This is a genomic window from Priestia sp. P5_B4, assembly GCF_056400385.1.
Genome location: NZ_JBFULJ010000731.1, coordinates 1 through 1933 on the forward strand (window position 1 = coordinate 1; position 1933 = coordinate 1933).

The window sequence follows — 1933 nt, forward strand, 5'->3', positions numbered from 1 at the left end:
GTGTTATTCCATTAGGTTCGAAAGTTTATGTAGAAGGCTATGGTGAAGCTGTAGCTGCCGATACAGGTGGAGCAATTAAAGGCAATCGAATTGATGTATTCGTTCCTGCTGAAGGTGATGCTCAACAGTTCGGAAGAAAATCTGTTAAAATTACGGTTATGAACTAAGAAGTTCTTTATAAAATTGCTAGTCTAGTATAGAAATACATAGCTAGTAAAGCAAAAGAGGTGCCTTATGGCACCTCTTTTTACTTTATAATACGCTTTGCGYCCGCATAGCTGTTTTTCCAGTACGCTGTTGAAAGTGATTGCGTTTTAACGCCTTTGCTGCTGACATAAATGAATTCTTGTTTGTCTAGGTAAATTCCTACGACTGAAACGGATTTGCCGTTTTTAAAGAAAACTAAATCTCCAGCCTGGAGGCTGTTTTGCTTTACGTCCGTGCCGCTTTTATACTGATCTGCTACTGTACGGGGGATAGAAATATTTGAACCCGCGTTTTTATATACATACTGTGTGTACCCTGATACATCAAAACCTTTTGGTGTCGTACCCCCATATTTATAGGGCTTTCCAATTAGCGTTTTAGCATACGATACAATTTGCTGCTGTTTTGCACTAACAGAAGTTTGAGGTGCTGGAGCCGGCGAAGGTGCGCTTGCACTTTTCACTTTCAGCACTTGTCCAACTTTTAACGCATCTGTTTTTAAATTGTTTAATTTTTTTAATTCAGCTACCGTCATGCCGTACTTTTTAGCAACTGCTGTCAGCGTGTCTCCTTTTTTCACCGTGTAGGTGCCATTGCTATCAGCCGGTGTAGATGGAGCTGTTGGTGAAGGTTGAATATCTTCATCAAGCAAATAACTCATATTTGCGTTAAACGTTACTTTTCGCTTCGTTTTATAGCTCTTCGCTTTTTGCTGAAATTGCGTATTGTATGCGTTGATTTCTTTTTCGAAATTTGCAGAGATCTTATTAAATTCCGCGTCACTTACATCTCCGTACGCATAGTCTTCAAGATCCACAATGTAATTATAAAGAGCAATTAAGCTGTCGTATAAATACCCTTGAAGCTGATCAGCTTCCGAATTAAGATGATTCATCGCGTAATTTTTATCAGTCTTTGTTAGAAACTGGTCAATTTGATCTGCAAGCTGATCATATGCAGCTAACGCTTTTTCGTCATCTTTTATTCCTTCAATTTCTTTTAGCTTTTTTTCTACGGTTTTATAAAATGGTGCGTAATAATCTGCTAGCGAATTAACGTCTTTTTGATAAACGCTGACAGAAGAAGCAGCATAAGCAGAGTGACTAAAAACAGGCGTTGTCACCGATGCTCCTACTAAAACGGATGCTGCTATAAATGGTACAAGTAGTTTCTCTTTTTTCATTTGTAAAGCCCCCCCAAATATCCAAATAATAGTATAGCAGATAGATTATACTATATTAGGTTATAAAAGAACTAGTACTTTTCCTTTAATTTCATATTTTTTAGCAGTTTGCGTACCTGATAGAAGATAATCTAAAGAACAAAGAAAATATGTGATACAATGTACAAATATTCAGTTAAAAAGGAAGTGTACGATATGAAGCAATTTATCAAAGAAATAGCGCGCGGAAAAAGAGGATCAACTGACTTAACGTATGAACAAGCAAAAGAAGCAGCTCGCTTAATCGCTTCTGGAGAAGCTACGGATGCTCAGATCGCTGCTTTTTTTATTGCAGAACGTATTAAAACTGAAAATGCAGATGAACTATTGGGATTCGTTCATGCTTTTCGTGAAAAAACAAAAGAAATACCGCTGTCTCAGCCGTTAAAAGATAAATCAATTGATTTTGCAAGCCCTTATGCAGGGAGAAATTCATTTTTTGCGACCATTCCTGTATCGATTTTATTAGCTGAAAGAGGTGTGCCAGCTTTTTTACACTGTACA

The 1933-nt window shown here is 37.4% G+C and carries 2 protein-coding genes and 1 pseudogene; 2 read left to right on the top strand and 1 reads right to left on the bottom strand.

Annotated elements, in window-relative coordinates; genetic code table 11:
- On the top strand, positions 1–167 hold a 167-nt coding region (locus tag AC1DRF_RS25280; protein WP_477741988.1), incomplete at its 5' end, for a 3D domain-containing protein.
- Between the two features lie 80 nt (positions 168–247).
- On the opposite strand, the gene AC1DRF_RS25285 is transcribed toward AC1DRF_RS25280, so the two are convergent.
- Positions 248–1390 carry a C40 family peptidase gene (locus AC1DRF_RS25285; protein WP_477741987.1) on the bottom strand — a complete coding sequence of 381 codons (1143 nt, stop codon included), beginning with the start codon at positions 1388–1390 and terminating at the stop codon, positions 248–250.
- 195 nt (positions 1391–1585) lie between these two features.
- Here AC1DRF_RS25285 and AC1DRF_RS25290 point away from each other — a divergent pair.
- A pseudogene (locus AC1DRF_RS25290) lies at positions 1586–1933 on the top strand (anthranilate phosphoribosyltransferase); the annotation flags it as partial.